The sequence below is a fragment of the Dyadobacter sp. genome (assembly GCF_039919315.1).
In the GTDB taxonomy this organism is placed as follows: domain Bacteria; phylum Bacteroidota; class Bacteroidia; order Cytophagales; family Spirosomataceae; genus Dyadobacter.
Genome location: NZ_JBDSFX010000099.1, coordinates 19,835 through 44,157 on the forward strand (window position 1 = coordinate 19,835; position 24,323 = coordinate 44,157).

Below are 24,323 nucleotides of genomic sequence, written 5' to 3' on the forward strand. Positions count from 1 at the left end.
ACTATTTGATTTCTACCCCACAAAAGTATTCTTTTTTCTTCTTAATCGCATTTCCGGTAAAGGGTGCGATCAGCAAATTATAGATAAACAGCAGCACCGGAGCCACCAAAAACAAGGCGATCAGCAGATAATACTTAAAGAAGCCCACCAACCGTTTCCGTTTTTCAGGAGTAGTACCTTTTTTCTTGATCAACCCTGCCCAGATACGAAAAATCTTCTTGGCCCTTTCTTCAATAAATAAAATATCGGTCGGTATTTGGATCAGCCCTGTTGCGAGCACCTCTTTTTGTAGATCACTGTACTCCTCTTTTTCAAAAGCGCTTTTCACAATGTGTCCAAATCTTTCCCCGCTCTTGATATCCTGCTCACTTACACCCGGGAAAGGGAAAATACCCCATTTCTTGTCTTTGCGGCCTGTCAGCATCCAATGCAAAATCGTCACTGCGCTGATCAGATTGGAGGTCCGGTCCATGAAAGGGATGTTGGCCACTAATTTGCCGCCCGCATCCTTAATGAGTTTTTTGACACTTTCCTGAGAGTTAAGCCACATATTTCTGCCGCCAATGATGGTCACAACGGGCGTATTGGCTAGCAGGCGTTGAAATTCAGGAGTTTTAAGCAATGCCGTAAATGGAAGGGACGGCGACAAAAACCAGGGCTGGTATCCCATCACAATCAGATCGTAACGGTCTGAGGCAAAATGAAGTGCTTTCAGCTCGATGGGCTCTTCGAGCACACATTCAGGCATCTTATCGAAAAATTCCTCGGTAGTCCACGGAAAAACAAAGGGTCGGGCAGGAAAAACCTGCACCCTTTCTACGGTCTCAGAATCAAAAGGCAACAAAAACTGATCGATAATTTCATTGAGTTGTCCGCTCTGGGTGTAATTGACAACTAGTATTTTTTTCATTGAATAACAATGCTGTTTATGCCTGATCTACTTTAAATCGGATTCTTTGAGAACCTTGGAATCTTTTGCGTAATCTGATATAAATTCCTTTAAATCAGCATTCAGCTTGCTATATCCCGAGACAATGGCCTGTTTATCCTCATCAAGCTCCTTGTTATAATTTAAAATTCCAGGTGCATGCTCCTGAATGGTGAGTCTTAAAAAACGAAATTCGGTATTAGCAGGATTGGTCTTTATTTCGTCATCCAGTAACTGAACACCCCTTTTAAACGTCTTTAACTTACCTCCTACCCCTTTCACAAATCCCGCCTGTTTCATCGTTAACGCACCTTTATAGGCATTCACCCGAGGCGTCACTTTTTCGCCATCAAGTCTGGCGAGCGCTTTGTTGATCACATCCTCTTCGCCACTGGATAATGCTTTATAATAAGTGCTTTGTTGTGCTTGGGCCGGTGCGAGGGCCGCTAGCGCACTGATCAGCAAAAAATAAATTACTACGAATCCCCTCATATCGTGCACTTACGTATTCTGTATTTAAATGGATGATGATCCGGCTGGCTTACGCCTTTTTTTGGCATTCCAGGATCGTATGATAGCTATTTCCTATCAATGGATAAGTTTCCACCACCTCAAATCCTGCCTGGCTGACCAAGTCCTTCATGACTTCAATCCGGTACATTTTGCTATTCCCATTGGCCATGATGGTAAAATATAACGATGTCGCCACCAGGCTATATTGCGCTGCAGGATAATTCTGGTTATCAAAAAATGGTTCCAGTATGTATAAGGTAGTACTCTCTGAGGCCGCCTGACATGCATTTTTAAGGATTTGCAAAATTTGTTCCTTAGAAAAACAGTCCAAAAACTGGCTCATCCAGATCACGTCCGCACCCTGCGGTATTTTTTGTGTTTCGTCAAGCAGATTGATCGCGTGAAATTCAATGCGATCCAGCAGTCCTTTCTCGGTCGCATTGGCTTTTGCTACATGGAGCTGTACGGGCAAATCCAAGATTTTAATCTGTACATTTTGATCATGATTACAGCATGCAAAAGACCATTTGCCAGTATTTCCACCTACATCAAAAATCAGTTTCGGATTTTTCCTGAACACAATTTTCAAAGCATCCGGAAATGCATTGTCGGAGTAGTAATGATCAAAATCGAACCAGGAAGTTTTTGCGGGCTCTGGCAGAATCGAGAGCCCCTCATAGATCGTCGGCCAATCGCCTAACACTTTCAGCCCCTCAGGTTTGCCATTTTTAAAGCTCTCCGTCATGCTTTTGGCCCCCAGGTAGCACACATCATTCATGAAATTAACATTCACACGGGTCATTTCATCTTTCAAAAGAAAAAACCCGACCTTGCTGATCTTGACCAAACCTTCCTCCATCTCTACCACGCCTAAAATTTCAGCTGCTTCCAGCAAAAGGGTAATGCCGTACTCGGAAACATCCATTTCCGCAATGATGGTATCCACATGCACACCCTTACGGTGATTGCTAATAAATTGAAGAATCCCGAGGTCCCTTAGTGCTATGACCGATTGGAAATACATCGGCCCGAATGCTATCTTCTGTGCTTCATACTTGGCTTCAATAGCCGACAATTCTTTTTTCATTGTACGCTTTTAAGGTTCTTACTTTCCGACGAGGCAGGTATCATTCTATCCTTGAACTTTCTTCTGTGCTTTTTCTTTTTAAGGTCTTCTTCATGCCAGATAATGTACTTGCCCATTGTTCCCTTGAAACGCTGGAAAAAATTCTCTCTGTCCGACAATTTGACAAAGCCCTCTCTGATGGATGGTTCTGCGTTAATTTTCGGTTCATACAGATTCAAAACTTTCAAAGTATCAATCACCGTCGGCATTAATCCGATCGGGAGCTCAAAGCGCTTGATAAATTTGCGCATATAGCTGTTCTGAATAGGGTCGGTCGCCAATGCAATTTTTGAAAAGCCGAGCTCTTTTGCAAGTCGGTAAGAATAATATACGTTTTCGGTGCTGTGCTCTGCTTTTTCTTCTGTGAAAATATGCTCCCGGGTAATGCCCAGCGCCTCGGCATACGTAGCCATTACTTTACTTTCAACATAAGGTGTAGCAACTGCCGAGCCCGAGAAAATGATATTTTTAGTGTAGCCTTTCGTATAAAGGTAGTGGGCCCAGTGAATGCGCATTTGCAGGACCATATCCCACTTTTGACCATTGTGCGGAAAACCAGGAACGATCACAGCGTCGTATGGCTGGTCTTGGAGGCCTTTTTGAAATGCCTTGTCCGCCGCGCGATAAAGCATTTTACCGCAACCGGAAAAAAGTACGGAGATCAGGACAATAAGGCTCAACGATAAAATTCGCACGATAATGGGTTATCAGTTTAAACAGTAAGCTGTGAAGCGTTCACCCAAACCGGCAAACAAATCACAGCTTACAAAACATTGCTTTGGTATCGGTAATGAAATCTCAACTTTAAAAATAAGCAATTCTATTTACTTTTTATGACTTGAAAGATTTACTCCACTTTTTGTAGAGTTTGGAATCGATCTCCTGATTGATTTTGTATACTGCTCCGGCCCAAAAGTTACGGAATCCGAAACCGCCTGCCTTACCCTCTACTTTCTCGATATAAAGTACTTTTTTGGTTGCCAAATCAATGAAAGTAACGTAGGCCGTTAATTTTTCGGAAGTCTTATTCAGGCTTTCAATGATGTAAACCACACCTACTCCGTCTTTCTCGCTCAATGAATACTTGCCAACCGCTTTTTTTGCCTGATCCTCAGTCAATGTAACCTCTGAATCTGTAATGTTGTCAGCCACGTTAGCCGCTTTGTTGAATTTGACCATATCTTCCACTTTGGAGAGGTACTGATCATCTTTCAGGTTGAACGCTTTCTGCAAAGAGAATTTCTTAGGCTCCATTTCGATCAGGTTGTTCCAGCTCACCATGTGCTGGTTCTGAATAGCTGCAGGGTCGGTAAAACCGATCTTCCCAACATATTTGGCTTGCGTGAAATCAAGGCCCAGAAATACCAGCTTGGTCTTGCCTGCAAATAAATCAGCCATCGTGTTATCCGCTGAAACGCTGCCGGCACTGAAAAGAACGAATGCAAGAAGTAATAACTTTTTCATAACATGAGTAATTTGAAACGGTTGATTATTTAAGCTTTTTGTCTAAAAAGGCAGCCAGAGATTTACCTGCTTTGGCATAAGATTCTGCAATACGGACGCCGGTATCAAAGTCAAAACCACCAAACTGGCCGCCAGGGACGTTTCTCATGGTGATCTCGGCTACCTTGGCCGATTTGTTGGCTGATTCAACCAGGTCTACCTCGTAATCCACATAAGCGTTCTTACGCATGACGCCTACATTGAAACCCGGCTCGATAAATTTGGTACGCACAATCAGCGTGTAGGCAGCATCGGGTCTTGCCTGAATTGCCTGCAAGCCTTTCTCGCCTAGTCCCTTATTGAAAAGTTCTTCAAATTTGGGTTCAAAGCGGGCTTTACGGTCTTCCACCCAAGCCTTTTTCCAGGTATCCCCTTTACCCGCTTCCTTATTATTATATTCCGCGGATTTTTTGTCAAGATACTCCTGTTCGGTGGCAAATTTCCCTACTCCGAAGCTGGAATAGTCGTATTCGATATTAACTGTTTTCTGTCCTGACAATACACTTACATCTCCTGAGCGGAGATCAACGCGTTGGGCAAAAGAGTCACTGACGCCCATTGCAGCCACGGTTAAGATGGATGCGTAGATAAACTTTTTCATTGTAGTAATGTGATTTTTAAGGTAATAGAGGCTTCAAATATATATCAATTTTTCAGGTTTGCGTTTTTCCTGTTTGTATATTCTCAGCGACAATTCTTCAGCGGTTATAAACTGGAAAGAGGGCGTCACCCGAAGCCTCGATTTGAACAGAGAATGAAGCATTTCCCTGAAAATCTGGGTGTCTAATGCCATCGGAATCAGGATCGCGACATCATCATTTCCGTACTCATTTTTGGAAACTACCACCTGATAAAGATCTATTTCTTTGACCATATCCAGTACATCAAACAGGGCTGGCGGAAAAATGGTCGTCCCCTTGAATTTGATCATTTGCTGCTTGCGGCCTACCACCGGCCCCAGCCGCGGACTTTTACGTCCACAACCGCAAGTCGCGTAATACACATGACACAAATCACCTGTTTTATAGCGCAGCATAGGCATGCCTTCCACGCCCAGCGTCGAGATTACCACTTCACCCAGTTCACCGTCTTTCACTGTCTGCCCGGCCTCATCGACAACTTCCAGGATCAGCAAGTCTTCATTCAAGTGCCCTCCCTTACCTTCTTCACATTCTGTAAATGCTGCGCCCATTTCAGTGGACGCATAGGTGGAATATAGTTTCACATTCCATTGAGAGGTGATTCTTTTGCCCAGCCCATTATAGGTAAAATCCGCGTTACGGACCGGCTCGCCGATACAGATCACCGATTTGACACTGGAAGCATTGTAGTCGATGCCATTGGCCTGGGCGTAGTCGATCAGACGCGGGATAAATGAAGGAATGGCGATAATGACCGTAGGAGAAAACCGTTGAATGGACTCCCATTGCAAAAACGGTGCACCCGGGCCGACGCGTATCATACCCGCGCCCATTCTGCGGGCACCCATCCAGTAGGCCAATCCGGCCATAAAACGGCGGTCAATGGTGGTCATTAACTGGTAAATATCATGCTCGCTGCCGCCTGCACAACGAAACGAATCCGACTCGTTGATGGCCAGTCTTTCTATATCCGAATCGGTCAGATAAAATGCAACGGGGTCACTCAATGTGCCTGAGGTCGTTACGTAATCGGCGATCCTGCTTTTGGGCACGCACAAAAAATCATCATTGGCCGCGGCAAGGTCATCTTTGGAAGTAAATGGCAGCTTAACAAGATCGGCAATACTGACAATGGAATCAATGTCGACACCGTGCTCTCTGAACACTTTGCGGTAATAAGGTGAATGGGCCGACACATAGGCCAGCAGATGTTTCAGTTTTTGTTCCTGCGTTTCACGGTTCATGGCAGAGGTCATTTTTTCACTCGGATTTGTAGGTAAACATCAGGAACTTCACTTTTTTGCATTCTGAAATCCGTTCGCGGATCGCGTTTTCTTCATTGAGCGAAGAAACATCATGCTTTAATGCTTCCTGGTAGTAGCTGATGGCCTTTTTCAGGTTTTTGCTCTTTTTGAAATAATCACCCAGAAACAGATAGGTAAGGTAGCTCTGCGGATTATTACTCACAAAACTCCTTTCCTCTTCGGCAGAAAGTTCAAAAGGAACATCCAACATGAGGTACCTGATGATCATTTGTTTGGTCGCTTTAAATGCTTCGAATTTCCTGTAATCCGCTGAACTTAGGAAAGGATCTTTTTTGATTGCCAATGAATCCACTGTACCAAATTTTCCTTTCCCAGAAAATACATCATTCAAATTGTAGCAAATGAATTCTCCCAGTTGGTAGGGAGGCGTGGAAATCCACATTTCCTTTTTGGCAGGTTTAAAAACGATACCGTGGTGGGCTATGAGCTGATTCAATGATTTCGAATTACCATAGCCTATAAATTTATCGTTCACGCCACTTTTATCCCGTAAAATAGAGGCCGCCTTATTCACGTCCAGCGGATAGGACCGGCCCATCAGCTGGTTCATCCGGTCAAAACGAGATTTGGAATCCGTGTCCTTGACATTGTTGATATTGACCGAATCCTTGATGAATGCATTGCCCTGATAATGATTGGCACACACCAGGTAATCTTTGCCTGACTCGAAAACATCCATTTTCTGCGGTGATTTCTCAATGATAACTGCCTTATCATCAGCCGCCGAGCCGATTAGTAAAGATTCTGATACGAATGTTTCGCTGCGCTGCGCAATGCGGTTTGCTTCTTCAATGGTACCGGCGTACTGCAATATTTCTCTTGCCAAAATCGAAATCGGCTCTTTGGCAGCAAACGGAATGTCGGATTTGGACGCGTTTAGGGTGACGGTAATGCCTTTCTCGTTCATGCCCGACACCACGCCGGTCAGTCCTGCCCAGGCGTAGGAGGCAAATTGGTAGCCCTTATCGGGTTTCATGAAAACGATAAGCTTGTCTTCCGAGAAAGCATCGCCCATATAGAAATCAAAATTCCGCGCAATCAGCAAAGTGGAGTCTTTGGAAAGCGAATGGTTTACTGCAAAGGAGGTACAGCCGACCATATTCAGGTCAGTCAACGCGTGGCCAATATCGTGGGCAGCGTGGTAATTGAGTATGCGGTAATATTTGGGGCCAATGTAGTTGAACTGCTCAGAAAATGACTGGGAAACGCCATAGATTTCTTGTTGGTTTTCCTGGGGAATGTATTTGTAAATGTCTCGGTTAAACCAGCCCACAAAACCTTTCAGCACTTGCAGGAACATCACGCTTGGGATCATTTCCTTGATCTGGCCCACAAAATGTACCTCCTGTTTTTCCATGAGCTCCTTGGCCAGGATACCGTAGATCAGCCCTCTTTCATAGGGAGCCCCTTCCAAGTACATTTCCCAGATACCTTCCTTATTCTTCCGAAGCCAACAGTTGCCGACCGCGTAATGGTTTTCGGCCACTTTGACACGCTTGTAACTCTCTACAGTTTTATTACTTTCAAGATTCGGAGCCGGCACCGTGATTCGCCAGATGAATAAACCGAAAAGGAGCACGGTTATCAGCAGGAAAATACCGAAGAATTTGAGTACAGATCTTGTTACTTTATTTTTTGGCCACATATAGATAAAACAAAACAGCTGTCTGCCGATTGGCAACTGGCATAAGATCAAAATTAATAATAAATGGGCATCTCTTACATAAAAAGCGTTTCAGCGGACTCAGCATTGGGGCTTTGGCATATGACCGAGCCGTGGCAGCAGCTAAGAAATATCGTCCATTTACCTCCCAATGAGTTGATAACATTGGAGGAAAAGAAAACAGATCGGTGAAAACAGGAATGGCTGGCGTGCCGGGCATTGTTGCAGCAAATGACAGATACTCAGCCAGTCATCTATTATGATGAAAACAGAAAACCGCACATCCAACACAGCGGCCAGCAATTATCGATGTCTCACTCGGGCGAGTATGTGAGTGTATATCTGCACAAAACCCATGCTGTAGGCGTGGATATTCAGCAAATGAAGCCCAGCATTTCCAAGGGTGCCGATTACTTTCTAAATGACGACGAACAGCGCTGGGCCGATCTGGACGACAATGTTTTGCTGCATTTGATATGGTCAGCAAAGGAATCCATTTTCAAATACGCGGGAGATACGGATCTTAATTTAAAAAAACATATCATTACAAATTCATTCAATAGCAACCAAAACGGCACAATTCAGGTTTCTATCCTGAAAGGGAACATGACTGAAAATATTCTTGTGCAATTCGAGACTTTTGAAGATTATGTACTGACCTGGACTTTCTAAAACCACCTTAAACCTTAACCTTCAAGCAATATATGCGCAGATTTCTTACGATCCTCTTTGTCCTTTCCGCTTTCAAAATTTCCGCCCAAGTACCCTCGCTGTCATCAAGTGAAATTTTTCAGAACATTAAAAAATTGAATGTGCTAGGCTCGGTCCTCTACATTGCGGCGCATCCCGACGACGAAAATACATTAATGCTTTCCTATTTGTCCAAAGACCAGCTCGTGCGGACGGGGTACCTTTCGCTGACCCGAGGAGACGGCGGTCAAAACCTGATCGGTGCTGAGCAGGGCTATAATATCGGCGTGATCCGTACCCAGGAATTGCTTGGTGCACGGAGGATTGACGGGGCGCAGCAGTTTTTTTCAAGAGCCTATGATTTTGGTTTTTCCAAAACGCGCGATGAAACGCTAAATTTCTGGGACAAGGACAAAGTACTTGGTGATGTAATATGGATGATCCGCAAATTTCAGCCGGACGTGATCATTACCCGCTTCCCACCCGACGCGCGCGCAGGACACGGCCACCACCAGACTTCCGCTTTCCTGGCAGAACAAGGATTTACCATGGCTGCCGATCCGAAATCCTACCCGGACCAACTCAAATTTGTTAAAACCTGGCAAGCCAAGCGGCTGGTTTGGAATACTTACACGCCTGGGTTCACCAATAAGCAGCCATTAGAAGAGAAAACCCCATTCATATCGGTCGAAATCGGCGGCTACAATCCTGTTTTGGGAAAATCTTACACTGAAATCGCTGCCGAAAGTCGCAGTCAGCATAAAAGCCAGGGATTTGGTAGCTCGGCCCAGCGAGGCGACCGTATCGATTATTTCCTTCATAAAGTAGGCCAACCCGCTGATAAGAACCTATTTGATGGCATCGATTTGAGCTGGAAAAGGGTAAAAGGAAGCGAAAAGATTCAGTCATTGATCCATGCAACGATCAAGAAGTTTTCAGTCAACAAACCCTCTTCGTCCATACCTGATCTGCTAAAAATCAATGCGGAGCTGAGCAAACTGGATACGTCTGATGTATACATTAAAACTAAAAAAGAGGAAGTAAAGGACCTGCTGGTGCAATGTGCGGGGCTATGGTTTGAAACCAACCCTGCTACATTTTCAGGAGTGGCCGGTGACTCAGCGGCCGTGACTATTTCGATTGTAAAAAGATCTGATTATCCTGTCAAGTTGGTTTCCCTTCAATGGACTGGAAAAACGCAGGATAGTCTGCTTAATCTTGCTCTGGGAGAAAATGAATTGAATTCGTTTGCTCAAAAAGCACTACTACCAGCGACATTGAAGATCAGCCAGCCCTATTGGCTTGAAAAGCCGATTGATAAAGGTTTATTTCAGATAGACAATCAGCAAGACATTGGTTACCCGCAAAACCGCCCGGAGACAGTAACACATTACACTTTTGAGATCAGCGGCCAGCGTCTCACATTTGAGCGTCCCTGGATTTACAAATTTACAGACCCTGCCGAAGGAGAAATTTACCGCCCTTTCGAGATCAGGCCGCTCGTGACAACAACCATTACCGAGCCTGTTTTTATTTTTTCTTCCCTTGAACCGAAAACGGTGACGATGGTAGTAGAAGCGCAAAGGAATAATGTGAAAGGGACGTTGAAACCAGCACTTCCAGCCGGTTGGAAATCAGTACCGGAAACTGCGGATTTCAATTTTTCAGGTAAGTATCAGCAGCAGTATTTTTCATTCATTATTACCCCGCCCTCGGCTAACTCGGAAGCGACATTAAAGGCCGTGGCAACGGTTGACGGCAAGACCTTTGACAAATCCATTAAAACCATTGCATACCGCCACATTCCAAGCCAGACCATTTTCCCTGTTTCGGAAGCCAAGCTTGCCCACATTGACGTCAAAACTTCGGTAAAAAACATTGGCTACATAGCGGGAGCAGGCGATGATGTGCCTACTGCCTTGCGCCAAATGGATTGCCAGGTTACGATGCTGAATGAATCAGGCTTAGCAAAGGATTTGAGCATTTATGACGCTATTGTTGTTGGAGTAAGGGCTTATAACACGGAAGATTACCTTGCCAATTACCAGAGCAAGCTTATGGATTACGTTAAAAATGGCGGTACCATGGTCGTTCAGTATACGATTCCAGGACAAAAAGTAAAACAGATCGGACCGTTTCCGATAACGTTGGGCCGTGAGAGGGTAACGGAAGAAGATGCGGAAATGCGGTTTTTATTACCTGATCATACGTTGCTGAACTACCCAAACAAAATCACGCAAAAAGACTTTGACGGATGGATTCAGGAGCGCGGACTATACTTTGCACAGGATTGGGACAAGAAAAATTACCAGGCGCTATTTTCAAGTAATGATAAGGAAGAAGGCCAAAAAGAGGGTAGCGTGCTATATGCCCAGTATGGCAAAGGGCATTACATTTACACGGGCCTCTCATTTTTCCGGGAGCTGCCAGCCGGCGTTACCGGAGCCTATCGCTTGTTTGCTAATATGATTTCGGTTGGGAAGAAGTAGGGTTCGCCCCTACTTCACATTTTTCCTGCGGTTACGCTGAAAATCTTCCAACACAAACCCGCCCAAACCCTGCAAATTGCTGTAATAAGCGCGGCCATTGTTGACCTGGGTGAAGTTTTGGACAAATTGTTTCAGGTACGGATCGGTAGCAATCATAAAGGTTGTTACCGGTATATCCAACCGTCTGCATTGCGCAGCCAGTGTCAAAGTCTTGTTGATAATCTTGCGGTCCAGGCCGAAACTGTTTTTATAGTAACGGATACCTTCTTTTAAACAGGTCGGCTTTCCGTCGGTAATCATGAAAATCTGCTTGTTACGCGTTTTCTTGCGGCGCAGAATATCCATGGCAAGCTCCAATCCCGCAACCGTATTGGTATGATAAGGTCCTACTTCCAGGTAAGGCAAGTCTTTGATCTGGATTTGCCAGGCGTCGTTACCAAAAACAATGATATCCAGCGAATCCTTAGGGTACTTGCTTCGGATCAATTCGGCCAAAGCCAGCGCTACCTTTTTGGCTGGGGTAATGCGGTCCTCGCCATACAAGATCATTGAATGGCTGATATCGATCATGACTACCGTCGCCGTAGTCGTTTTTTGCTCGCGCTCGACCACTTCCAGATCACTTTCCATGAGCATAAAATCTCCGATGCCGTGATTGACCTGCGCGTTCTTAATGGATTCGGTCATTGCGATCTGATCCAATGTATCACCGAACTGAAATTGGCGTATGTCACTGCTGAGCTCATCGCCCACGCCCATATGTGGTGTATGGTGATTTCCGCCTGATTTAGACCGTTTCAATTTCCCGAAAATCTCATCCAATGCACTTTTGCGAATGCTTTTTTCCGCTTTCGGCGTCATAATAAGCTTGCTTTCGCCTTCCTGTTTTTCCTCCGTGATGTATCCTTTCTTTTTGAGGTCATCAAAGAAATCACCGATACCATAAGAATCGTTGGTGAGGTTGTACTGGCGGTCGAGCTCGCTGAGCCAGGACATAGCTTCGCTGACATCGCCGGAAGTCATCAACAACAGCTGCTGAAAAATGTCAAAAAGTTGGTCAAACTTACTGTTAGCGCCTTGCTCGGCCGGTATGAATTTGGAAAAACGATGTCCACGCATAAGAATTCAGCTAAAAATATCCCTAAAATGAGACGGCTACTTTCAAAGTTATCGAAAGTAGCCGCATATTACTTACAAATCCTGACCGAATTATGCCTCTTCTGCGCAGAATTCTTCGAATGCCATTTGCAAATGTTGCGCGATCATCTCAGCCGAACGTCCTTCAATGTGGTGACGCTCAACGAAATGGATCAGCTCTCCGTCTTTGAAAAGCGCTACCGCGGGTGATGACGGAGGATAAGGTAAGGTATACTCGCGCATTTTGGCAGTTGCAGCCAGGTCGGCTCCTGCAAACACAGTTGCCAAATGATCAGGCTTGATTTCACTGCGGGACAATGCCTCTCTCACGCCCGGACGTGCCGCACCAGCCGCACATCCACAAACTGAATTGATCACAACCAAGGCAGTACCTTTGGTTGTTTGCATGAAATTGTCAACTTCCTCAGCAGTTGTCAAATCCTGAAAGCCAACATTAGTAAGTTCAGCTTTCATCGGAGCCACTAATTGTGGTGGATACATATTGTTTTAAAATTTAGAATTGATAGTTAATTTTATTTGAGCCAATGGCTGTTAGCTGTTAGCGATTAGCTCCTTCTGTGTACTTAAAGTAAATTCAAAAATAAAAGAAGCTAACAGCTAATAGCTAAAAGCTACTACATAAACCCCAGTTCCAGTTTCGCTTCTTCCGACATCATCTCTGTTGTGTAAGGAGGATCGAAAGTCAGTTCGAGGCTAACGTCATTGACACCTTCTACTTCCCTTATTTTTTGCTCCACTTCGCCTGGCAATGTACCTGCCGACGGGCACGATGGGGATGTCAGTGTCATGGAAACAAAAACATTGTTTACCGGAAATATTTTCAAATCGTAAATCAGTCCAAGCTCATAGACGTCGACGGGAATTTCCGGGTCATAAACCGTCTTAATCGCTCTTACTACTTCTTCTCTCAATTCTGACTCTGACATTTCAATTTATTTATAGTAACGACGACTTAGATTTCACTCTGCATTCACCGATTTGGCCTGATAGGCAATCCCGTATGCTTTCATTTGTTTCAACATAGCTGCCAGACCATTCGACCTGGTTTGTGCCAAATGCTGATGCAGACCAACTTTTTCCATGAAGTAAAGGTCCGCACTGGCGATTTGCTCCGGCGTATGCCCCGAAAGCACTTTGACCAGCATACTTACCAATCCGCGCACAATGATCGCATCGCTGTCCGCTTCAAATTTCAAAAGCTCCCCGTCCATGTAAGCATTCAGCCAAACCCTGGACTGGCAACCTTTGATGATATTTTCTTCTGTTTTAAACTGTTCTTCCAACGGTGGGAACTGCTTTCCAAGATCTATAATGTACTCGTACTTGCTTTCCCAATCATCAAACAATTCAAAATCAGAAATTAGTTCGTCCTGTATCTCGTTTATGGTCATTGTATTCTAATATTCTGATAAGCATCTTTAACTTTTTCATGCGTATAGGATTCTCCATTGTCCAGTTGACGCCTCGACCTTTCGGTTTTTGCCAGAAGAATAATCTGTTCAATGACTTGTTCAACTTCCACCTGTTCAGGCAAGTTTTGGAATGAATCAATTAAAACCGTTTTAGGAATCGTTTCCATATTCATGAAGTTTGAGCAATTGCTGTCTTAGTTTCAACCCAGTTAATGATAGATTCTGCTAATTCAATACCAGCAGTGGACACTTCGACCGAACGATTACCATCGTATCCCATTGCTAAATGAAGCGTGTCATGTGCACTATCAAAAGCATTGAACACTTTCTTATCCGCTATTCGTTCTTTATACCAATCAACGTCCTTCCTACCCTTCGCTTTGTTTTCAAACAGCGTGTCTAGTGCTATTAAAATACCAGTATAGGCAGCGTTTCCAGCGAGCTTCACATATTTTCTGTCCTCATAATAGCCGTCTCCTTTCTTAGCTTTCTCTCTTAAAATCTCCTTTGCATTATCCAGATAACGCTTCGCTTCCTGTACTGTGTTGGGCATATGTGTATATAGTTTAGTTTCAACAAGGAGACCAGCCGGGCCGGGTGAATTTAAGCAAAATTATCCAAGCATTTTCTTGACCTTATGGAGGCCTTTTACCAATAGATCGATTTCTTCGATCGTGTTATAAACAGCAAATGAGGCGCGCGAGGTTCCGGAAATATTGAATCGATTCATCAGCGGCTGCGTGCAATGATGCCCCGTACGTACCGCAATGCCCTGCTGGTTCAGTAATACCCCAATGTCTTGATGATGAATTCCATCTATTACAAAAGAGAGCACGCTTACTTTTTCTTTGGCTTTACCTATAATTCTCAAACCTTCGATCTCGCTCACAGCCTCAGTGGCGTAGGTCAGCAGTTTGTGTTCATGAGCAGCAATGTTAGATTTGCCCAAAGTATCCACATAATCCAGGGCGTACTTGGCTGCCACTACATCGGCAATGTTGGGCGTTCCGGCTTCGAATTTATAGGGAAGCTCATTGTAAGTAGTCTTTTCGAAAGTCACTTCTTTGATCATCTCCCCGCCGCCGCGGTAAGGTGGCATCGCGTTAAGCAAGTCTTTTTTACCATATAAAATCCCCATTCCGGTCGGGCCGTAGATCTTGTGCAGGGAAAGCGAATAGAAATCGCAATCCAAATCCTGAACGTCCAGGTGAATGTGAGAACTAGCCTGGGCTCCATCCAAAAGTACCTTCGCTCCTACTTTATGCGCTTTTTCAATGATCTCCTTGACGGGATTAATTGTTCCTAGTGAGTTGGAAACGTGCACTACCGACACAAATTTAGTGCGCTCGGTGAGCAGCTTTTCGTATTCGTCCATCAATAGCTCACCATCGTCATTGATAGGAATCACTTTCAGAACGCACCCTTTTTCTTCACAGAGCATCTGCCAGGGCACAATGTTGGAATGGTGCTCCATGGTGGAAATGATCACTTCATCGCCCTCTTTTAAAAACTTGCGGCCATAGCTGGAAGCGACCAGATTGATGCCATCGGTTGTTCCGTAGGTAAAAATGATCTCTTCGGCGAATTCTGCATTTAAAAAGGTTTGCAATCTGCGGCGCGAGAGCTCGAAAGCAGAAGTTGCTTTTTCTGCCAAATGGTGAATACCTCTGTGGATATTGGCATTGTAATGCTCATAATATCCTGCCAGTGCATCCAGTACCAATCGCGGTTTCTGAGTTGTGGCCGCGTTATCAAAATACACCAGCTGTTTTCCGTTAATGACTTCATTGAGGATCGGAAAATCGTTTCTGATTGAGGCTATATTGAGATTGTTGCTCATTGTCATGGGTATTTAAGAAAAATACCCAACCCAAAAAATTGAAGGTTGGGTAGCAATAAGTTTGGTATCCTCTGTAAAAACCGCGGGATATTATTTTGAAGCCAGCTTCTGGGCGATCACATTTTCCAGATATTCCCGAACTGAATCGATCTTGATCTGAGAAACGACATCTGCACAAAAAGCAAACATTAATAGTGACAGTGCTTCCGGCCTTGAAATCCCACGTGAACGCATGTAAAACAATGCTTCCTCGTCGATCTGGCCGGTGGTAGTCCCGTGGGAACATTTGACATCATCCGCAAAAATTTCAAGCTGCGGCTTGGTGTTCATTGTCGCCTCGGGGGACAATACTATATTTTTACAAGATTGGAACGCATTGGTTTTCTGAGCATCAGGACGCACAAATATTTTACCATTGAAAACGCCCTTTGCCTTATCCCTTAAAATCCCTTTATATAACTCGTTACTTTCAGAATTAGGCTTGCGGTGATCGGCAACCGTGTGGTTATCAACGTGCTGCGTGCCGTCCGGGAAGTACAGTCCATACATATGTGCTTCACAGCGCTCTCCATCCAGGATAATATTGAGGTTGTTGCGTGTAAAACGTCCGTTGAGCGTCACGGTGCCTGCGTAAAACTGCGAGCGGTCCAGCATTCTCACCTGGGTAGTTCCGATGTGGTAAGCATTATCGCTTTCATTCTGCACTTTATAATACTCCACACCCGCTTCTTCACCGACGAAAATCTCTGTAACCACGTTGGTAAATGAGCGCTGCTCGCCCAAAGTGCGGAACGCTTCCGCCAGTTTCACGTGTGCATTACGGCCCACAGCAATAACATTTCTGGGCTGGCTACCTACATTCTGTACCCGCGCGTCACTCACAAAGCGAAGGATCACAGGATGCTCCACCGTTTGATGATCGGCTACGTGTATGAAAATACCGTCTTGTGCAAAGGCTGTGTTCAATGCTGTAAAAGCATCGTCCGCTTCGTGCGCCAATTCATTGAAATAGGTATTAACCAGGGTAGGGTTCTTTTTATAAGCTTCTGAGAGCGGCTCAATCGTGATCTGATCCTGAGCAGATATGAGTCGGGACAATGCCGGGTTATAATGCCCGTTGACAAAATAAATAATGTTAGCTTCCTGCTCGGGAATGTTGAGATCCTCCAATTCGGCAAGCCCCAGGGCACTGTCTGCATTGAAGTTGTAATTAACACTGATCAGGTCCTTTACGTTGGAATATTTCCACTCTTCATTACGATGAGTCGGGAAACCCAACTTATCAAACTGAGCCAGGGCTGCACGTTTTTTTTGATGAAAAGCCGAAGAGGCTTCACCATTCATTACGGACTCACGGGCATGAAAGTCCGTGATCAGCCTGGTTTTCAAATCTATTGTTTCGGTACTCATTGATGTAGTAATATGTACTTTTAATGTTAAGAATTACAGCAAGGCCAAACCTTCTTTTTTCTTAACCAACGGCTTCAACTTCCGCTTTGATCCAGTCGTAACCCTTTTCTTCCAGTTCCAGTGCCAGTTCTTTCGGCCCGGATTTTACGATGCGTCCTTTGTAGAGCACGTGTACGTAATCAGGAATAATGTAGTCCAGCAAACGCTGATAGTGGGTTACCACAATGGTTGCGCGTTCCGGAGAGCGAAGCGAGTTAACGCCTTCTGCCACAATACGTAATGCATCAATATCCAGACCGGAATCTGTTTCGTCCAGGATGGCCAGTTTCGGTTCGAGTACTGCCATTTGGAAGATTTCGTTCCTTTTTTTCTCACCGCCCGAAAAACCTTCGTTCAATGCACGTTTCAGAAGCGAATCGTTCATGCTCACCAGCTTGGCCTTTTCACGTACCATTTTCAGGAACTGAGCGGCATCCAGCGGGTTTTCGCCTCTATATTTACGAATTTCGTTAACAGCAGTTTTTAGAAAATTAATGGTGGTTACACCTGGAATTTCGACCGGATATTGGAATGCAAGAAAAATACCTTCCGCCGCCCTTTCTTCCGGGGCCATTTCCAAAATATCCTTTCCGTCGAAAACAACACTCCCGCCAGTAACTTCGTATTCCTCTCTTCCAGCTAAAACAGATGCCAAAGTGCTTTTTCCGGAACCATTGGGTCCCATAATCGCATGCACTTCACCCGGTTTGACTTCCAGGTTAATGCCTTTTAATATTTCTTTACCTTCAATTGAGGCACGCAAGTCATTAATAGAGAGCATAACTAATTAATCCTTAATATATAGTTCGTGGTAATTTACCGCAAAAGTAACACGCTTTAAGCGTAAAAGAAAATGAATGTCAAAGACGGCAAACTTCCTACTTGTATATTCATTAACCTTTTTAGAGGCAGCCTTGTTCCCCGGAATTATATATTTCTCGCTGGAAAACCCACATTATGAACTCCTTGAAACAGGGCTTGTTTTTAATTGGTAAAGAAAGATTTACTTTGCGAGAAAGGCTTTCCAACACTTCGTATATGAGAACAGGCTCCACATCCGGTAACGCATTACCGGGTAATGCAATCAACGTTTCCTCCGAAACGGGTACTTTAAAGAGATTACTCATCCATAGCCCCGACCGGGGCCTGGGTAAAGTAGTGCCCAGCAAAGCCCAGGACTGGCTTTTTGAAGACATCGTCCACCTGGATACCATGCGACGGGGGGAATATGACTACTATGTAAAGCTGCTGCTGTACTTTCTGGACCCTGATAAAATCAAGGGGAAACTCAGCCAAATTGACCATGATCCCACGCGCTCCTTCTTCATCCCCGGCTCGGAAGAATATTACGATTCAGACCGCGTGGTTGACATTCAAAAACTGCTGGGTCAGATCCTTGAAAACGATGATGTGCGCGTCAAGCTGACGGCGGCCATTTGTGGAATAGAAAGATGTTCCTACCGGATCCAGCAGGAGCTGAATGCCTATGATCCGCACGAGCTGGCCAAAATCTTCATTTCAGGCTCCTACTCAGATAAAAGAATGCTCTTCGCCCCGCTGCCCAACCTGATATTCATGCGCGACATTGGTATTGTTATCAATGACCACATTCTGCTCAATAAGCCTGCAAAGACTGCTCGCACCAGGGAATCGATTCTGGCGCAGTTCGTCTTTTTTTATCATCCTATGTTTGCTCATATCCGGGAAAATCTCATTGAAATACCTGAAAATGAGCGGCATTTTCTTTTGCCCGACGACGAAAAAGCCAGCGATTATCACCGCTGTACTCTCGAAGGCGGAGATGTCATGATGGTCGCTCCTAACCATTTGCTGATCGGCTGCAGCGAAAGAACATCAATCTACGCCGCCCAGCAGGTCATGAAAATATTATTTGATAAAAATGTGGTTGACAAGATCACCATCATCAAAATCCCTAAAAAGCGGGACTATATGCACATTGACACCATTTTTACGCAGGTCAAAAAAAATGTGTGGGTACTGCTTGGCTCACTGGCCAGGCTGGGTGACGAGGCGCGAAAAAAAGATGTGCTGCATTTCTTTGCGCCCGCCGATACCAATAAAGAATTCAGGATATTACAATTTGTAAAAGGCAATCAGCATCAGCCCCGGGAAATCGAGAACCTGGAAGATCTGCTGGCCGAGATCAGCGAGAAAGACCTGGGATCGAAAGAACCGGTCAGGTTTATTTATTCGGGAGACAACGAATTCCCTTATGGTGAACGCGAGCAATGGACCGATTCCTGCAACTTACTGGCGTTAAAAGACGGTGTCGTCGTAGGTTATGATCGAAATGACAGGACGCTGGAAGCTTTTAAAAAGCTAGGGTTTTCGGTGATCAGCGTCAAAGAGCTGCTTGATAAATTTGAAAATGATGAATTATCCCCGATCACATTAACGGATACATTCATTACGCTTCCGTCAGCCGAGCTCTCCCGTGCGCGGGGCGGATCGCATTGTATGAGCATGCCCATATTGCGGGAGCCGTAGTTCGGTGAACTTTAATATTGTAATCGCCATATTTCGGTCGTAAATTGCAGTAGGCTTACCATTAGAAAAAATACTCCTATGCGCGTTATCACTTCATCCACTCAAATTCAGCCACAATCTACCTCGCGGATCATGATGATCAGGCCGGTCAGGTTTGGCTTTAATGAACAAACTGCCGAAAGCAACGAGTTTCAACAGGAATCTTTTGCCCAAAGTACCAGAGAAACGGCCCAGCAAATTGCAAAAGAGGAATTTGACCTGATGATTGATCAATTGAAAAAAGCGGGCGTCAATCTGCATATTTTTGAAGATACCGAAGATGTTTACAGACCTGATGCTGTGTTTTCCAATAATTGGGTCTCATTTCACCAGAGCGGCAAAGTGGTACTCTACCCGATGATGGCCGAAAACCGCCGCGCTGAGCGAAGACTGGACATTATAGACAGGCTAGCCGATGATTTTAATGTTGAGGAAGTAATAGATCTGACCCATTTTGAGGCGCAAGGCAAATTCCTGGAAGGTACCGGAAGTATGGTCCTGGACCGCCGCTACAAAATCGCCTACGCCTGCCTGTCCCCGCGTACACATATAGAGGTACTACACGCATTCGCGGACGCGCTCGGCTACGAGATCGTTGCCTTTTCGGCCTCCGATGAAAACGACAAACCGATTTACCATACCAATGTGCTAATGTGCATTGGCGATATTTTCGCAGTAGTATGCCTGGAAGCGATCAAAAATCCGGACGAACGTTACCTCGTGCGTTCAGCTTTGGAAGAAACCAAAAAAGATATCATCGAAATTACATTGGAGCAGGTCAGGCACTTTGCCGGTAATATGCTGATGGTCAAGGACGATAAATCCAATAAATTTCTGGTCATGTCCACCCATGCTTATGATTCACTAAGCCAGCAGCAGCGCCAGGCGCTCAGTGAGCACGCCCGGTTGCTACACACTGATCTGTCTGTGATCGAGGGTAATGGGGGCGGCTCTGCCCGGTGTATGATGACGGAAATACACTTACCTATCAAGTAAAAGCACAAAAAAAATGCTCCCCAAAAGAGGAGCATTTTTCACTATTGGTAACCCTATCTAAATTTTTTGCTTAATCTTTCAGGTCCGCCTTTGCTTTTGCAATTTTTTCCTGAGTTTTAGCTTTGAATGAATCCCATTTGTCAGCAGTTTCGTCCTGAACCTCTTTCCAAGAAGCTTTTAGGTCTTCTTTTTCGTTGTTCAGTTCTTTTTTACGTTCCTGCCATTTGGCTTTTTCTTTGTCGGTTGTCTTGTCGATCTTCGCATCAGCTTCATCGATTTTCTTGTCAAGCTTAGCAACCGCTTCGTCTATATCTTCTTTCAAAGATTCTTTGTCCTCTTTTACTTTTGCTTCGAAATCGTTGCCTGCTTCTTTGATGTCCGATTTGGCTTCGTCTACATTTTCCTCCATATCGTTTTTAGCCTCTGCGACAGTCTCGTTGGCAGAATCTTTTGTTTTTTCGGAACAGCTTGTCAGTGTCAGCATTCCCAAGGTTAGCATGGAAGCTACCATCCAGGTGATCTTTTTCATTTTCGAGGTTTTAATAAATTCATTTGATAAATAATATTATTGAATTCAATTACAAAAACCCTACCAAACCGCTATACGCATGCAGCCGATGATTTTGTAGAAAATAATGCTCAAAAGTTGGCTGGCCCGTTTCAGTTTTCATCGTTTTTCACCGGAAACCCATGAACTACAACGCCATCTGAGAGGTTATGACTGGTATATATCTTGACAGTATTCCCTTTTATGATCAGATTTGTATTTTATTGATATCCATCTCACTCGTTATGCGCCAATTTTATCTTCCTAGCCTCTTCATTTCTTTAATCGTTTTTATTAATCCCGGGAAAGCATCGGCCCAGAGCGACAGCCTGAAAGCCCGCGATTTGCAGGAGCTCACCATTAATGCCTTTGAATCAAAAACCAACCCACTCACGACCACGGCAACCGTAGGCCTGCTAAGTGCGAGAACTCTGAACCGGTTTTCCGCTACCACCTGGACCAATGCGATCAATACCCTTCCGGGCGTGAGAATGGAGGAGCGCTCGCCGGGTAGTTACCGGTTTTCGGTGCGCGGAAGCCTGATCAGAAGCCCGTTCGGTGTGCGGAATGTGAAGTTTTACTGGAACGGCATCCCTTTCACGGACGCCAGTGGCAACACGCCCCTGAACTCGCTGGATTACGGGGCAATTCAAAGTATGGAGATCATCAAAGGGCCTGGAAGCAGCCTTTATGGAGCAGGTACGGGCGGCGTGGTACTGCTGCAAAGCCATGCTGACAATGAGTTTCAAAACCGTGCCGAGCAAAGTGTCAGTTTTGGTAAATATGGCTTTCAGAGCCGGAATTCAACTTTACAGATCGGCGATATTTCTATCCAGTATGGCCATAGCGAGCAGGATGGTTATCGTAACCATAGCGCTATGACAAGGGATGCGATCCGATTTACTTCTTCTTCCAAAATCGGTGAAAAAGGCACATTGTCGCTGCTAGGAATGTATTCCGACCTGTATTATCAGACGCCGGGCGGCATCAACATTGCCCAATACCAGAAGGACCCCAAGCTCGCGCGCCAGTCCACTGCGACCGTACCGGGCAGCGAGGCGCAGCAGGCGGCCATCTACACCAAACTGGCCATGCTGGGCGGCAACTACGTTTTGCAGCTTTCCGACAATTGGACCCAGTCCACTGCACTTTACGCGACATTCACTGATTTTGCCAATCCATTTATTTCCAATTATGAAAAAAGGGACGAGAATGGGATCGGCGGCAGAAATATTTGGCAAAACCGCTCGCAGATCGGAAACGTGAAAACCAATTGGACCAGCGGCTTTGAATGGCAGTATGGCAAATCAGCGCAGCGAAATTATGATAACACGGGTGGCGAGCCCGGCAAGCAGCAAACCGTGGAAGACATCAGAACTTCCAATTTATCTGTTTTCAGCCAGCTGGAAGCAGTTTTCTTCACAGATCTGACACTAAGTGCCGGCATAAGCTACAACACATTCAAATACAAATACGAACGCTTTTTTGCTTTGCCATATAGCAAGGAACAGCGCACCTTCGACGGCATATTCATTCCACGTTTTGCAGCCAACAAGGTCATTGCCAAAAACTGGGCAGTTACCGCATCTTACAGCGGCGGTTTCTCCCCTCCTACCTTGCAGGAAGTTCGACCGTCGGCAGGAGGTTTCCGCAAAGATTTGGAAGCAGAAAGAGGTACGAATGTGGAAGTGGGCATCAGACGCACCGGGAAACGCATTACCGGTGAGATCAGCGCCTATCATTTTGGGCTGAAAGAAACCATCGTCAGAAGGACCAATGAAGCTGGCGCGGAATATTTTATCAATGCGGGAAAAACCAAGCAAAAAGGATTGGAATGGACTGTTGCCTACGAAATTCTCTCAGATCCGCAGCTGCCGGTGATGCTCAAAATCTGGAATGCAGGTACTTATACCAAATATACCTTCGAAAACTTCAAGCAAGCCGAAGTGGACCTGAGTGGTAAACTGATTCCCGGAATCCCACGCTTCTCTCAGAATGCAGGTCTGGATGCATTGTTCAAATACGGCCTTTCGGCTTACGTTACTTACCAGCACGGCGACTCATTTTATTTGAATGATGCCAATACTGTTAAAAACACATCTTATAATCAATGGACTGCCCGCATCAGCTGGAAGAAAAGCTGGGGACAACATTTTTACAGCGAACTCTCAGCGTCGGCCGAGAAAGTCAATGCAGGGATCTACAGTCTGGGCTATGATTTGAATGCATTCGGGAACCGTTACTTCAATGCGGCTCCGAAAAACAATGTCTGGGCAGGTGTGAAAGTGGGCTGGGAGTGGCAGAAAAATACTAAATAATGCATTTATACCTTCATATTCCTTTTTGCCGGCAGGCTTGCCATTACTGCGATTTTCATTTCAGTACCAATACTTCAAACAAACGTGCTGTTGTAGAAGCGATTGCAGCTGAGATTGTGCTTCGCAAAGATTACCTGCCCGGGAAAGAGATTGAAACCATTTATTTTGGCGGCGGAACACCTTCCATGCTCGATGAGGCCGAGCTCGGGCTGCTGCTGGAAACGATCCACAATCATTTTTCAGTAGCAAAAGATGCCGAGATTACATTAGAAGCCAATCCGGACGATCTGAACGAAGACAAACTCCGGCAGTTTCACGCGGCCGGAATCAATAGGCTCAGCATTGGGATCCAGTCCTTTCACGAGCCGCATTTAAAATTCCTGAACCGCATCCATTCTGCTGCCGAGGCTGGGCAATGCGTGAGTACGGCACAAGACATTGGTATTGACAATATTTCCATCGACCTTATCTACGCCATTCCCGCCGATAGCCACGCAATATTGAAGGACGACATTCAGAAGGCTTTTGAGCTGAACATTTCACATATTTCAGCTTATTGTCTTACCATTGAACCGCAGACCGCCTTTGGCAGCTGGCTTAAAAAGAAGAAAATCCAGCCCATTGATGAAGAGTTCGCGGCGCGTCAGTTTGAAATCCTGATCAAATCACTGGCTGAAAACGGCTATGAACAGTACGAGATTTCCAATTTTGCCCGAAACGGACAATATAGCCGCCACAACAGCTCCTACTGGAAGCAGCACCCCTACCTGGGCGTCGGGCCTAGCGCGCATTCCTACAATGGAAGCAGCCGCGAGTACAATGTCTCCAACAATGCCCAGTATCTGAAAGCGATTCAAAACAGCACCATTCCTGCCACCATCGAGCAGTTATCGGTGGCCGATCAAACCAATGAGTATCTGCTCACCGGGCTGAGGACGAAATGGGGGGTTAATAGAGAAAAACTAGAACTGTTGTCGGGCGGAACATTCCGAATGGTGCACGCCGAGGACCTGAAAAGAATGTCGGCCAGCGGCTGGATATGGGAAGATACCCAATCATTATATCTGACCGAATCAGGAAAACTCTTCGCCGACCGCATCGCCAGCGATTTGTTTATTGATTAGCAGATGCTTGTACATCGTTTGTCAAGCTGAGCGGAGCCGAAGCATTGTGCACAA

Annotated in this window: 25 protein-coding genes; 7 read left to right on the forward strand and 18 right to left on the reverse strand. The window is 45.3% G+C overall.

What is annotated here, in order from left to right; translation table 11 throughout:
• Nucleotide 1 precedes the first annotated feature (1 nt).
• The 8 genes from ABIO93_RS28805 to ABIO93_RS28840 form a co-directional block, all read right to left on the reverse strand.
• The gene (locus ABIO93_RS28805) at nt 2-910 is read right to left on the reverse strand and encodes a hypothetical protein (protein WP_348073477.1); all 909 of its coding nucleotides are present in this window, start codon (nt 908-910) and stop codon (nt 2-4) included.
• A 27-nt stretch (nt 911-937) separates the two neighbouring features.
• Nucleotides 938-1,420, reverse strand: coding sequence for a hypothetical protein (locus tag ABIO93_RS28810; RefSeq protein WP_348073478.1), 483 nt, complete (start codon nt 1,418-1,420; stop codon nt 938-940).
• A gap of 49 nt (nt 1,421-1,469) precedes the next feature.
• On the reverse strand, nt 1,470-2,528 hold the full coding sequence (locus tag ABIO93_RS28815) for a methyltransferase (protein WP_348073479.1): 1,059 nt from the start codon (nt 2,526-2,528) through the stop codon (nt 1,470-1,472).
• Nucleotides 2,525-3,199, reverse strand: coding sequence for a YdcF family protein (locus ABIO93_RS28820; RefSeq protein WP_348073480.1), 675 nt, complete (start codon nt 3,197-3,199; stop codon nt 2,525-2,527). Before ABIO93_RS28820 ends, ABIO93_RS28815 begins: the two co-directional genes overlap by 4 nt.
• A gap of 199 nt (nt 3,200-3,398) precedes the next feature.
• Nucleotides 3,399-4,031: a hypothetical protein gene (locus tag ABIO93_RS28825; protein WP_348073481.1), complete on the reverse strand. Its 633-nt coding sequence runs from the start codon at nt 4,029-4,031 to the stop codon at nt 3,399-3,401.
• A gap of 25 nt (nt 4,032-4,056) precedes the next feature.
• Nucleotides 4,057-4,671, reverse strand: a complete 615-nt coding sequence (locus ABIO93_RS28830) for a hypothetical protein (protein ID WP_348073482.1) — start codon at nt 4,669-4,671, stop codon at nt 4,057-4,059.
• Between the two features lie 33 nt (nt 4,672-4,704).
• A complete protein-coding gene (locus tag ABIO93_RS28835) occupies nt 4,705-5,955 on the reverse strand; it encodes an AMP-binding protein (RefSeq protein ID WP_348073483.1) in 1,251 nt (416 codons plus the stop codon).
• Between the two features lie 16 nt (nt 5,956-5,971).
• Entirely contained in the window at nt 5,972-7,681 is a 1,710-nt protein-coding gene (locus ABIO93_RS28840) for a C45 family peptidase (protein WP_348073484.1), read from the reverse strand.
• 63 nt (nt 7,682-7,744) lie between these two features.
• On the opposite strand from ABIO93_RS28840, the gene ABIO93_RS28845 reads away from it, so the two are divergent.
• From ABIO93_RS28845 to ABIO93_RS28855, 3 genes are read left to right on the forward strand one after another with little or no spacing between them, the layout of a single operon-like run.
• Nucleotides 7,745-7,891 (forward strand): hypothetical protein, encoded by a 147-nt coding sequence (locus ABIO93_RS28845; RefSeq protein WP_348073485.1) that lies wholly within the window; start codon nt 7,745-7,747, stop codon nt 7,889-7,891.
• A gap of 39 nt (nt 7,892-7,930) precedes the next feature.
• Entirely contained in the window at nt 7,931-8,371 is a 441-nt protein-coding gene (locus ABIO93_RS28850) for a 4'-phosphopantetheinyl transferase superfamily protein (protein ID WP_348073486.1), read from the forward strand.
• Between the two features lie 32 nt (nt 8,372-8,403).
• Nucleotides 8,404-10,878 (forward strand): PIG-L family deacetylase, encoded by a 2,475-nt coding sequence (locus ABIO93_RS28855; RefSeq protein WP_348073487.1) that lies wholly within the window; start codon nt 8,404-8,406, stop codon nt 10,876-10,878.
• Nucleotides 10,879-10,887: 9 nt separating this feature from the next.
• Here the strand turns inward: ABIO93_RS28855 and ABIO93_RS28860 are convergent, their stop codons facing one another.
• The 9 genes from ABIO93_RS28860 to sufC all read right to left on the reverse strand — a co-directional run bounded on the left by ABIO93_RS28860 (nt 10,888) and on the right by sufC (nt 17,518).
• Nucleotides 10,888-11,997, reverse strand: coding sequence for a hypothetical protein (locus ABIO93_RS28860; protein ID WP_348073488.1), 1,110 nt, complete (start codon nt 11,995-11,997; stop codon nt 10,888-10,890).
• Between the two features lie 90 nt (nt 11,998-12,087).
• Nucleotides 12,088-12,516, reverse strand: a complete 429-nt coding sequence (locus ABIO93_RS28865) for a BrxA/BrxB family bacilliredoxin (RefSeq protein WP_348073489.1) — start codon at nt 12,514-12,516, stop codon at nt 12,088-12,090.
• A 134-nt stretch (nt 12,517-12,650) separates the two neighbouring features.
• Entirely contained in the window at nt 12,651-12,962 is a 312-nt protein-coding gene (locus tag ABIO93_RS28870) for an SUF system Fe-S cluster assembly protein (protein ID WP_348073490.1), read from the reverse strand.
• 33 nt (nt 12,963-12,995) lie between these two features.
• A complete protein-coding gene (locus ABIO93_RS28875; protein ID WP_348073491.1) occupies nt 12,996-13,427 on the reverse strand; it encodes a SufE family protein in 432 nt (143 codons plus the stop codon).
• Entirely contained in the window at nt 13,424-13,615 is a 192-nt protein-coding gene (locus ABIO93_RS28880; protein ID WP_348073492.1) for a hypothetical protein, read from the reverse strand. Before ABIO93_RS28880 ends, ABIO93_RS28875 begins: the two co-directional genes overlap by 4 nt.
• Nucleotides 13,616-13,617: 2 nt before the next feature.
• A complete protein-coding gene (locus ABIO93_RS28885) occupies nt 13,618-14,001 on the reverse strand; it encodes a DUF5618 family protein (protein WP_348073493.1) in 384 nt (127 codons plus the stop codon).
• A 60-nt stretch (nt 14,002-14,061) separates the two neighbouring features.
• Nucleotides 14,062-15,288, reverse strand: coding sequence for a cysteine desulfurase (locus tag ABIO93_RS28890; RefSeq protein WP_348073494.1), 1,227 nt, complete (start codon nt 15,286-15,288; stop codon nt 14,062-14,064).
• A 90-nt stretch (nt 15,289-15,378) separates the two neighbouring features.
• Nucleotides 15,379-16,698 carry a Fe-S cluster assembly protein SufD gene (gene sufD / locus ABIO93_RS28895; RefSeq protein WP_348073495.1) on the reverse strand — a complete coding sequence of 440 codons (1,320 nt, stop codon included), beginning with the start codon at nt 16,696-16,698 and terminating at the stop codon, nt 15,379-15,381.
• 61 nt (nt 16,699-16,759) lie between these two features.
• Nucleotides 16,760-17,518, reverse strand: a complete 759-nt coding sequence (sufC, locus tag ABIO93_RS28900) for a Fe-S cluster assembly ATPase SufC (protein WP_348073496.1) — start codon at nt 17,516-17,518, stop codon at nt 16,760-16,762.
• A gap of 257 nt (nt 17,519-17,775) precedes the next feature.
• On the opposite strand from sufC, the gene ABIO93_RS28905 reads away from it, so the two are divergent.
• A complete protein-coding gene (locus ABIO93_RS28905) occupies nt 17,776-19,245 on the forward strand; it encodes an arginine deiminase family protein (protein ID WP_348073502.1) in 1,470 nt (489 codons plus the stop codon).
• Between the two features lie 78 nt (nt 19,246-19,323).
• Nucleotides 19,324-20,280, forward strand: a complete 957-nt coding sequence (locus ABIO93_RS28910) for an arginine deiminase-related protein (protein ID WP_348073497.1) — start codon at nt 19,324-19,326, stop codon at nt 20,278-20,280.
• 70 nt (nt 20,281-20,350) lie between these two features.
• Here the strand turns inward: ABIO93_RS28910 and ABIO93_RS28915 are convergent, their stop codons facing one another.
• A complete protein-coding gene (locus ABIO93_RS28915; protein ID WP_348073498.1) occupies nt 20,351-20,809 on the reverse strand; it encodes a hypothetical protein in 459 nt (152 codons plus the stop codon).
• Between the two features lie 263 nt (nt 20,810-21,072).
• On the opposite strand from ABIO93_RS28915, the gene ABIO93_RS28920 reads away from it, so the two are divergent.
• Together ABIO93_RS28920 and hemW are read left to right on the forward strand one after the other, a co-directional pair.
• Complete coding sequence (locus ABIO93_RS28920; protein WP_348073499.1) at nt 21,073-23,145, forward strand: TonB-dependent receptor; 2,073 nt, start codon at nt 21,073-21,075, stop codon at nt 23,143-23,145.
• Entirely contained in the window at nt 23,145-24,269 is a 1,125-nt protein-coding gene (gene hemW / locus ABIO93_RS28925) for a radical SAM family heme chaperone HemW (RefSeq protein ID WP_348073500.1), read from the forward strand. Before ABIO93_RS28920 ends, hemW begins: the two co-directional genes overlap by 1 nt.
• Nucleotides 24,270-24,323: the final 54 nt, after the last annotated feature.

What these genes read in the sequence shown, in the direction of transcription:
- ABIO93_RS28805 (WP_348073477.1), bottom strand. Translation starts at nt 910, where the DNA reads ATGAAAAAAATACTAGTTGTCAATTACACCCAGAGCGGACAACTCAAT.
- ABIO93_RS28810 (WP_348073478.1), bottom strand. Translation starts at nt 1,420, where the DNA reads ATGAGGGGATTCGTAGTAATTTATTTTTTGCTGATCAGTGCGCTAGCG.
- ABIO93_RS28815 (WP_348073479.1), bottom strand. Translation starts at nt 2,528, where the DNA reads ATGAAAAAAGAATTGTCGGCTATTGAAGCCAAGTATGAAGCACAGAAG.
- ABIO93_RS28820 (WP_348073480.1), bottom strand. Translation starts at nt 3,199, where the DNA reads ATGCTTTATCGCGCGGCGGACAAGGCATTTCAAAAAGGCCTCCAAGAC.
- ABIO93_RS28825 (WP_348073481.1), bottom strand. Translation starts at nt 4,031, where the DNA reads ATGAAAAAGTTATTACTTCTTGCATTCGTTCTTTTCAGTGCCGGCAGC.
- ABIO93_RS28830 (WP_348073482.1), bottom strand. Translation starts at nt 4,671, where the DNA reads ATGAAAAAGTTTATCTACGCATCCATCTTAACCGTGGCTGCAATGGGC.
- ABIO93_RS28835 (WP_348073483.1), bottom strand. Translation starts at nt 5,955, where the DNA reads ATGAACCGTGAAACGCAGGAACAAAAACTGAAACATCTGCTGGCCTAT.
- ABIO93_RS28840 (WP_348073484.1), bottom strand. Translation starts at nt 7,681, where the DNA reads ATGTGGCCAAAAAATAAAGTAACAAGATCTGTACTCAAATTCTTCGGT.
- ABIO93_RS28845 (WP_348073485.1), top strand. Translation starts at nt 7,745, where the DNA reads ATGGGCATCTCTTACATAAAAAGCGTTTCAGCGGACTCAGCATTGGGG.
- ABIO93_RS28850 (WP_348073486.1), top strand. Translation starts at nt 7,931, where the DNA reads ATGACAGATACTCAGCCAGTCATCTATTATGATGAAAACAGAAAACCG.
- ABIO93_RS28855 (WP_348073487.1), top strand. Translation starts at nt 8,404, where the DNA reads ATGCGCAGATTTCTTACGATCCTCTTTGTCCTTTCCGCTTTCAAAATT.
- ABIO93_RS28860 (WP_348073488.1), bottom strand. Translation starts at nt 11,997, where the DNA reads ATGCGTGGACATCGTTTTTCCAAATTCATACCGGCCGAGCAAGGCGCT.
- ABIO93_RS28865 (WP_348073489.1), bottom strand. Translation starts at nt 12,516, where the DNA reads ATGTATCCACCACAATTAGTGGCTCCGATGAAAGCTGAACTTACTAAT.
- ABIO93_RS28870 (WP_348073490.1), bottom strand. Translation starts at nt 12,962, where the DNA reads ATGTCAGAGTCAGAATTGAGAGAAGAAGTAGTAAGAGCGATTAAGACG.
- ABIO93_RS28875 (WP_348073491.1), bottom strand. Translation starts at nt 13,427, where the DNA reads ATGACCATAAACGAGATACAGGACGAACTAATTTCTGATTTTGAATTG.
- ABIO93_RS28880 (WP_348073492.1), bottom strand. Translation starts at nt 13,615, where the DNA reads ATGGAAACGATTCCTAAAACGGTTTTAATTGATTCATTCCAAAACTTG.
- ABIO93_RS28885 (WP_348073493.1), bottom strand. Translation starts at nt 14,001, where the DNA reads ATGCCCAACACAGTACAGGAAGCGAAGCGTTATCTGGATAATGCAAAG.
- ABIO93_RS28890 (WP_348073494.1), bottom strand. Translation starts at nt 15,288, where the DNA reads ATGAGCAACAATCTCAATATAGCCTCAATCAGAAACGATTTTCCGATC.
- sufD (WP_348073495.1), bottom strand. Translation starts at nt 16,698, where the DNA reads ATGAGTACCGAAACAATAGATTTGAAAACCAGGCTGATCACGGACTTT.
- sufC (WP_348073496.1), bottom strand. Translation starts at nt 17,518, where the DNA reads ATGCTCTCTATTAATGACTTGCGTGCCTCAATTGAAGGTAAAGAAATA.
- ABIO93_RS28905 (WP_348073502.1), top strand. Translation starts at nt 17,776, where the DNA reads ATGAGAACAGGCTCCACATCCGGTAACGCATTACCGGGTAATGCAATC.
- ABIO93_RS28910 (WP_348073497.1), top strand. Translation starts at nt 19,324, where the DNA reads ATGCGCGTTATCACTTCATCCACTCAAATTCAGCCACAATCTACCTCG.
- ABIO93_RS28915 (WP_348073498.1), bottom strand. Translation starts at nt 20,809, where the DNA reads ATGAAAAAGATCACCTGGATGGTAGCTTCCATGCTAACCTTGGGAATG.
- ABIO93_RS28920 (WP_348073499.1), top strand. Translation starts at nt 21,073, where the DNA reads ATGCGCCAATTTTATCTTCCTAGCCTCTTCATTTCTTTAATCGTTTTT.
- hemW (WP_348073500.1), top strand. Translation starts at nt 23,145, where the DNA reads ATGCATTTATACCTTCATATTCCTTTTTGCCGGCAGGCTTGCCATTAC.